This window comes from Streptomyces sp. NPDC057543, from assembly GCF_042801895.1.
Classification (GTDB): Bacteria; Actinomycetota; Actinomycetes; order Streptomycetales; family Streptomycetaceae; genus Streptomyces.
On record NZ_JBHVFF010000024.1, the window covers coordinates 38,016 to 45,815 of the forward strand.

Below are 7,800 nucleotides of genomic sequence, written 5' to 3' on the forward strand. Positions count from 1 at the left end.
CGAGTTGGGCCCGGACGTGTTTGACTTATCTCTCTGTGGGCATGTCGACAAAACGCTGAAGTGACCTCACTGGCCGCGATATACCAGGTGTACGCGGGTTGCAGGTGGTGCGACGATGGTATTTATGGGGGACAGGGCAACTCTGTTGGAGACAGGGCGGTTTGTGCAGCGCCGCGCTCATCGGCCGGATAGTGTGATGAATGCGGCTTTTGGTGTAGCCGCCGCGAAGAACGACGAGACCGCTGAGAACACCGGGGCCTCCGGGAACACTGAGACCTCTGGGATCATTGGGACGACCGATACCGCCGAGACTGCGGGGTGTGCCGCGACCGTCGAGAGCGCAGAGAACACAGAGAGCACGGCGAGCGCCGGGGCCATGGAGGCCGCCGAAGGCTCCGGAGTCCAGGAAGTTCCCGAGACCCGGGAGAGTCCGGAGAGCGCCGAGAGCGAGGCGCGCCACCGTCGCGCCGCCGACGCCGGGGACACCGCGTCGATGAGCGTCCTCGGGGCCCTGCTGCTGCGCCGCGGTGATCTGGACGGCGCCGAGCCCTATCTGCGTGCGGCCACCGCCGACGGCGACCGGGCCGCGGCCAACAACCTCGGCGTCCTCCTCCACCAGCGCGGATACGTCGACGACGCGGCCGGCTGGTGGCGTATCGCGGCCGTCGCGGGCTCCGCCGCCGCCGCACACGCCCTCGGCCGCCACTACCGGGAGCGCGGCGACGAGCCCGGTGCCGAGTACTGGCTGCGGCAGTCCGCCGAGCAGGGCCACGCGCTGGGGGCGTACGCGCTCGCCGACCTGCTGGAACACCGCAGCGACGTCGGCGCCGAGCGTTGGCTGCGCGCCGCCGCCGAGCAGGGACACCGGGAGGCCGCGTACCGCCTCGCGCGGATGCTGGACCGCAATGCCGCCGACGACCCGCACGACGCCTTCGGCCGCCCGGGACTGGCCCCCGGTCCGGGCCTCGGCTCGGGGGCAGGCGCGGGCGCCGCCGATCGTCCGGGTGGCACTCGCCGCTCCGCGGCGCGCAGGGACGACGGCCCCGTGGCAGGTTCGGCGACCAGGCGCGTGGGCGAGGCCGAGCAGTGGTACCGGCAGGCTGCCGCGCGCGGCCACCGGCGTGCCGCCCTGCACCTCGGTGCCATTCTCGAGCAGCGAGGCGAGCCCAAGGAGGCCGGCCGCTGGTACCTCATCTCCGCGAAGGCGGGCGAGGCGCGGGCCGCCTGCGCGCTCGGCTTCCTGCTCCGTGACGCGGGCGACGAGGAGAGCGCCGCCGTGTGGTGGCTGCGCGCCGCCCAGGACGGCGACGGGAACGCCGCCAATGCCCTGGGGGCCCTGCACGCGGCCCGTGGCGAACAGCAGACCGCCGAGCGCTGGTACCGCGCCGCCATGGACGCGGGCGACGTCAACGGCGCCTACAACCTGGGGCTCCTCTGCGCGGCGCAGGACCGTACGCCGCAGGCCGAGCAGTGGTACCGCCGCGCCGCCTACGCGGGCCACCGCGAGGCTGCCAACGCGCTGGCCGTGCTCCTGCTCCAGGCGGGCGACGCGACCGGTGCCGAGCCCTGGTTCTCCAAGGCCGCCGAGGCCGGCAGCGTGGACGCGGCCTTCAACCTCGGCATCCTGCACGCCGGACGCGACGAGGACCGTGCGGCACTGGGCTGGTACGAGCGCGCCGCCTCGGCCGGCCATACCGAGGCCGCTCTCCAGGTGGGCATGGCCCTGCTGCACCACGGCGAGCAGCAGGAGGCCGAGCGCCATCTGCGCTGCGCGGCGGGCGGCGGCAGCGCCGAGGCGGCCTTCCGGCTGGCCGGGGTCCTGGACTCGCGGCAGCCGCCGCCCGGCCCTCCCGCGCTCGGCGAGCCGATGCCGGAGAAGACCGAGTGCGAGGAGTGGTACGAGCGGGCCGCCGAACAGGGGCACCGCCGCGCCCAGGTGCGGGTCGGCATGCTCGCGGCGGCCCGTGGCGATGTGGACAGCGCAGCCCGCTGGTACCGCGAGGCCGCCGAGTCGGGCAGCCGCAACGGCGCTTTCAACCTCGGGCTGCTGCTCGCCCGAGAGGGCAGCGAGCGCGAGGCCGCGCTGTGGTGGAGCCGCGCCGCCCGCGACGGTCATGGGCGGGCCGCCCTGCGCCTCGCCCTGCTGGCCGCCCGTCGTGGCGAGCTCGCCGAGGGGCAGCGCTGGTGCGCGCGGGCGGTCGAGTTGGGCCCGGCAGAGGTCGCCGAGCGCGCTGCCCGGCTGCGCGAAGCGCTGCACCAGGAGCTCACCGCGTAAGGTCGAGCGGTTGAGGCTGCGCGAGGCCGAGCGGCAAGGCCGGGTGACGCGGGCCGGTGCGGTCGGGTGGAGGGTGCAGGTCGGGCGGGGTGAGCAGTGGGACTCGGCGCGGGCGCTGTGGAAGCGGCAGTTCCGGTACTTCCCCACCCCGTGCCGGACCGTCTCTCCACCCGCGCCGGAACTGATTTGCGCTGGTCCGGGGCGGTGACGTACTGTGGGGATCACAACGACGCGGGGTGGAGCAGCTCGGTAGCTCGCTGGGCTCATAACCCAGAGGTCGCAGGTTCAAATCCTGTCCCCGCTACTGAACGCAGAAGGCCGGATCCTCCAGAGGATCCGGCCTTCTGCGCATGCACGTATACGCGGGTCAGAGCGAGTGGCCCACCGCCTCCGCGTACATCGCGCGGTCCACGGCCTTCGTCTCCGGCACCGGGGCACCCTTCGAGACACCCGCGTCCGCGTACGCCTGCTGCAGCCGGTCCGTCGTGCCCTTCCGTATCTCCCAGTCCATCCGCATCGACGGGGTCGACCGCAGCGTGGCCTCGTCGGTCTTCATCAGCTTCGCCAGTTCGGCGACGAACGCGGGGTCGGTCTTGTAGTCGCCGGCGAAGTAGGTGTTCACCGTCCGGATGTAGGCGCGGAGGAAGGCGACGCCGGCGTCCGGGTCCTTGTTCAGCAGCGTCGGTCCGAAGAGCAGGCCACCGAGCGGTTCGCCGAGCGGCTGGCCGCCCAGGAACGCGTACCTCTTGTCGCCGTCCACCTTGCGCCAGACCGGGTCGAGCAGCCAGGCAGAGTCCACGCCACCGTTCTCCAGCGCGGTCAGCACGTCCGCGGAGCCGAGCTGCTGGAAGCCGATCTCGTCGAGGCCGCCGCCGTGCTTCTTCAGGGAGGTGTCCATCGGGTAGGCGATGACCGAGCCCTTGCCGATCATCGTGCCCATCTTCCGGCCCGCCATATCGACGTGATCGGCGCTCTCGCCGTCCTTGAGGCGCACCCACAGGCCGCTCTTGGAGGTGGGGTCCGGCGAGAAGTTCCCGGCCACCCACCTGATGTCGAAACCGCCGTTGATGCCGTTCATCACGGCCGCCTCGGGAGCCGCCCACTGAGCGTCCACGTCGCCCTTGGCGAGCAGCGGCAGGGCGTCCGGGGTGGGCAGTACCTTCAGCTCGACGTCCAGCCCTTCCTTCGCGAACTCGCCCTTCGCCACCGCGACCTGGAGCGGAGCGACATACTCCGCGCTCAGGGTGCCGGTGGCGACGGTGATCTTCCGCTTCTTCGCCAGGGGCCGGGCTGCCGGGGCCCCCTTGTCGCAGCGGGCCGGTTTCCGGTCGGGGGCGAGGTCGGCCGGATCGCTCCAGCTGCCGGCGCCGCAGCCCGCGACGGGGGTGACGGTGCGCGGCGCGGCGGTGGCGCGGTCGTCGGCGGAATCCTTCCCCGCGCAGCCTGCCGCGCCGAGCAAGGACGCCGTGATGAGTGCGACGGTGCAGGTCCAGGGGGTACGTGTACGCACAGTGCCTCCGTACGAAGAACGTGGGGTGAGCTGTTCAGGACTGGCCGCGGCCGCGGTCGCGCGGGGCCCACGGGGTGAGCAGCCGCCCGGCGATCCGCACCACTTCGGAGAAGACGACGCCGAGGACCGCCACGCACACGATGCCGACGAACATCACGTCGTTCTGGAACAGCGCCCGGGAGTCGAAGATCAGATGGCCCAGCCCGTCGGCCGCAGCGATCTGTTCGGAGGCGACGATGACCAGTACGGCCACCCCCGCCGCGATCCGTGCCCCGACCAGGACCGCGGGCAGCGACGCCGGCAGCAGCACATGCCGGAACATCTGCCAGGACGAGGCGCCGAAGACCTGACCTGCGTCACGGTGGCCGACCGGGACGGCCAGCACGGCCGCCATGGTGGAGATCCAGACGAAGAAGAAGACGGTCGCGGCAACCAGAGCGATCTGTGGGCCCTCGCCGAGGCCGAACATATTGAGAAAGACCGGCAGCAGGGCCAGCTTCGGGACGACGTACAGGGCGTCGAGCAACGGCTCCAGCGCCGCCCGTACGAGGGAGAGCGAGCCCATCAGCAGCCCGAGCGCGTATCCCGCGACGGTGCCGATCGCATAGCCGCCGAGGACCCGCTTGAGCGTGGCCCACACATCCGGCCACAGTTCACCGGCGCCCGCCCGGTCCCAGCCGTCCGCCAGGATGGTCGAAGGGGCGGGGTAGACCCGTTCGTCGATCCAGGACTGTGCCGCGGCCAGCTGCCAGAGCAGCACGAGCAGCAGCGGTACGGCGACGGCGAGCGCGATCTCCAGGGCGCGGCGCCTGCGGTGGGTGCGTACCGGATGCAGCTCCCGAGGGCCCGGCCTGCGGATCAGCAATCCGTCGTCGGATTTCGCGGCGTGCACGGTGGTGCTCATGCCGCGACCGCCTCCCTCCGTACCTCGCCGCGCAGCAGTTCCCACAACTCGCTCTTCAGCGCGGTGAATTCGGGTGTCGACCGGACCTCGCCGGTACGTGGCCGGCCGAACGGCGGGCGGCGCTCGGCGATGATCCGCCCCGGTCTGGCGGACATCACCAGCACCCGGTCCCCGAGCACGATCGCCTCTTCGAGGCTGTGAGTGATGAAGAGGGTGGTGGTGCGGGTGGTCTGGGTGAGGTCGAGCAGCTCGTCCTGGAGGATCGTGCGCAGCTGGGCGTCGAGCGCCGCGAACGGCTCGTCCATCAGCAGCATCTCGGGTTCGACGGCGAGGGCGCGGGCGATCGCGACCCGTTGCCGCATTCCGCCGGAGAGGGCGGCCGGATATGCCCCCGCGAAGTCGGAGAGCCCCATTCGGGCCAGCCAGACGCGGGCCCTGGCGTCGGCCTCCTTGCGCGGTACGCGTTGGATGTCGAGGCCGAACCGGACGTTGGCCAGTACGGTCTTCCAGTCGTAGATCCCGTAGTCCTGGAAGATCATCGCCGCGGGGCGGGGCGATGCCGTACGGATGGTCAGCTCGCCGGAGCTGGGGCGGAGCAGTCCGGCGGCGATCCTGAGCAACGTGGACTTGCCGCAGCCGGACGGACCGACGAGGCAGGTGAACTCGCCCGGTGCGACGGAGAGATCGACGGGGCCGAGGGCGGGCAGGGCCTTGGCGCCGCGCCCGAAGGAACGGGTGAGCGCGTCGGCGCGGAGTTTGGGTCGGGTGGCCGGGACTGGAGCCGGAGCCTGTCCAGAGGTCGGGCCAGGGGCCGGGGCTGTGGGTGGGGTCGGGTGCGGATCTCCCACGGGTCTCTCCTCGCGCGTATCGAGGTGCGGATCCGCCGCGGGGCGGACGTGATCGCGCCGACGATATGACGCCCCATCAGATTCGGGAAGGGGGTGCGCGCGGGGTGGGCCCGCGGGTGAGTGTCAGTCGCTGCGGCTGTTCACGCGGAAGGCCCCGGTGCGCGTGATGCTCGCACCGGGGCCTTCCGTGGCAGAACTCAGCTCGTCGCGGCGCAGTTCGGGCAGATGCCGCGGTAGGTCACCTCGACATTGGAGACCGTGAAGCCGAACCGCTCGTCGCTCGGCAGGTCCGCCAGCGGGTCGCCGGCCGGGTGTACGTCGCGGATGGTGCCGCAGCGCGCGCAGACGAGGTGGTGGTGGGGGCGGTGCGCGTTCGGGTCGTACCGCTTGGCCCGGCGATCCGTGGAGACCTCTATGACCTCACCGAGCGTCACCATCTCGCCCAGGGTGTTGTAGACGGTGGCGCGGGAGATCTCGGGCAGCTTGGCGACGGCGCGGGCATGGACCTCGTCCGCCGTCAGGTGCACATGGTCCCCGTCGAGGACCTCGGCCACGACGCGCCGCTGGGCGGTCATGCGCCAGCCGCGTCCGCGAAGTCGTTCCAGCAGGTCACTCATAAGCACAAGCCTAACAGTGGGGGGACCAGGTCCCGAATCGATGTGACTTTGGATGTTCGCTTGACTTGGACAATGTCCATTGTAGGATCGGGATCGGCATAGGCCAAGGGACAGGCTGTGCAGGACATGACGAATGTGCAGGAACGACGCAGGAGGCGCACGTGACGCAGGGACCGCTCACCACGGAGGCCGGCGCGCCGGTCGCCGACAACCAGAACAGCCAGACCGCTGGCGTCGGCGGTCCCGTGCTGGTGCAGGACCAGTCGCTGCTGGAGAAGCTCGCGCACTTCAACCGTGAGCGCATTCCGGAGCGCATCGTGCACGCCCGCGGCGCCGGCGCGTACGGCACGTTCACGCTGACCCGCGACGTCTCGCAGTGGACGCGGGCGAAGTTCCTCTCCGAGGTCGGCAAGCAGACCGAGACGTTCCTCCGCTTCTCGACCGTCGCGGGCAACCTCGGTTCGGCCGACGCGGTGCGTGACCCCCGCGGCTTCGCGCTGAAGTTCTATACCGAGGAGGGCAACTACGACCTCGTCGGCAACAACACCCCGGTGTTCTTCATCAAGGACGCCATCAAGTTCCCGGACTTCATCCACACCCAGAAGCGCGACCCGTACACCGGCTCGCAGGAGGCGGACAACGTCTGGGACTTCTGGGGTCTGTCGCCCGAGTCCACCCACCAGGTGACCTGGCTCTTCGGTGACCGCGGCATTCCGGCCACGCTGCGTCACATGAACGGGTACGGCTCGCACACGTACCAGTGGAGCAACGAGGCCGGCGAGGTCTTCTGGGTCAAGTACCACTTCAAGACCGACCAGGGGATCAAGAACCTCACCCAGGACGAGGCCAACAAGCTCGCCGGTGAGGACCCCGACAGCCACCAGCGCGATCTGCGCGAGGCGATCGAGCGCGGCGACTTCCCGTCCTGGACGGTGCAGGTCCAGATCATGCCGGCGGCCGAGGCGGCCTCGTACCGCTTCAACCCGTTCGACCTCACCAAGGTGTGGCCGCACGCGGACTACCCGCCGATCGAGATCGGGAAGCTGGAGCTCAACCGGAACCCGGAGAACATCTTCGCCGAGGTCGAGCAGTCGATCTTCAGCCCCGCGCACTTCGTGCCGGGCATCGGTCCGTCCCCGGACAAGATGCTCCAGGGCCGCCTCTTCGCGTACGGCGACGCCCACCGCTACCGCGTCGGCATCAACGCCGACCACCTGCCGGTGAACCGCCCGCACGCCGCGGAGGCGCGTACCAACAGCCGTGACGGCTACCTGTACGACGGCCGCCACAAGGGTGCGAAGAACTACGAGCCGAACAGCTTCGGCGGCCCGGCCCAGACGGACCGGCCGCTGTGGGAGCCCACCCCGGTCACGGGTGAGATCGGTACGCACGAGGCCCCGAGTCACGCCGAGGACAACGACTTCGTGCAGGCCGGAAACCTCTACCGGCTCTACTCCGAGGACGAGAAGGCCCGGCTGATCGACAATCTCGCTGGGTTCATCGCCAAGGTGTCCCGCGATGACATCGCCGAGCGTGCGATCAACAACTTCCGCCAGGCGGACGGCGACTTCGGCAAGCGTCTGGAGGCCGCGGTCCAGGCCCTGCGCGGCTGACAAGGACGCCTGTCGTCGGCGGTGGGCCGGTTC

Annotated in this window: 6 protein-coding genes and 1 tRNA gene; 3 read left to right on the forward strand and 4 right to left on the reverse strand. The window is 70.9% G+C overall.

Features of this window, described 5'->3' with window-relative positions; genetic code table 11:
* The first annotated feature begins 115 nt into the window (after positions 1–115).
* Positions 116–2,275, forward strand: coding sequence for a sel1 repeat family protein (locus tag ACFU8Q_RS07025; RefSeq protein ID WP_384448928.1), 2,160 nt, complete (start codon positions 116–118; stop codon positions 2,273–2,275).
* 230 nt (positions 2,276–2,505) lie between these two features.
* Positions 2,506–2,579: transfer RNA gene (locus ACFU8Q_RS07030), tRNA-Met, on the forward strand.
* A 63-nt stretch (positions 2,580–2,642) separates the two neighbouring features.
* Here ACFU8Q_RS07030 and ACFU8Q_RS07035 read toward each other — a convergent pair.
* From ACFU8Q_RS07035 to ACFU8Q_RS07050, 4 genes are all read right to left on the reverse strand, one after another.
* Entirely contained in the window at positions 2,643–3,785 is a 1,143-nt protein-coding gene (locus ACFU8Q_RS07035) for an ABC transporter substrate-binding protein (protein WP_384448931.1), read from the reverse strand.
* A gap of 34 nt (positions 3,786–3,819) precedes the next feature.
* Positions 3,820–4,689 carry an ABC transporter permease gene (locus ACFU8Q_RS07040; protein WP_384448934.1) on the reverse strand — a complete coding sequence of 290 codons (870 nt, stop codon included), beginning with the start codon at positions 4,687–4,689 and terminating at the stop codon, positions 3,820–3,822.
* Positions 4,686–5,396: an ABC transporter ATP-binding protein gene (locus ACFU8Q_RS07045; RefSeq protein WP_384448945.1), complete on the reverse strand. Its 711-nt coding sequence runs from the start codon at positions 5,394–5,396 to the stop codon at positions 4,686–4,688. The genes ACFU8Q_RS07040 and ACFU8Q_RS07045 overlap by 4 nt, the downstream gene beginning before the upstream one ends.
* A gap of 338 nt (positions 5,397–5,734) precedes the next feature.
* Positions 5,735–6,154, reverse strand: a complete 420-nt coding sequence (locus ACFU8Q_RS07050) for a Fur family transcriptional regulator (protein ID WP_266748423.1) — start codon at positions 6,152–6,154, stop codon at positions 5,735–5,737.
* Positions 6,155–6,315: 161 nt separating this feature from the next.
* Between ACFU8Q_RS07050 and ACFU8Q_RS07055 the strand changes: the two genes are divergently transcribed.
* On the forward strand, positions 6,316–7,767 hold the full coding sequence (locus ACFU8Q_RS07055) for a catalase (RefSeq protein WP_384448937.1): 1,452 nt from the start codon (positions 6,316–6,318) through the stop codon (positions 7,765–7,767).
* Positions 7,768–7,800: the final 33 nt, after the last annotated feature.

What these genes read in the sequence shown, in the direction of transcription:
- ACFU8Q_RS07025 (WP_384448928.1), top strand. Translation starts at nt 116, where the DNA reads ATGGTATTTATGGGGGACAGGGCAACTCTGTTGGAGACAGGGCGGTTT.
- ACFU8Q_RS07040 (WP_384448934.1), bottom strand. Translation starts at nt 4,689, where the DNA reads ATGAGCACCACCGTGCACGCCGCGAAATCCGACGACGGATTGCTGATC.
- ACFU8Q_RS07050 (WP_266748423.1), bottom strand. Translation starts at nt 6,154, where the DNA reads ATGAGTGACCTGCTGGAACGACTTCGCGGACGCGGCTGGCGCATGACC.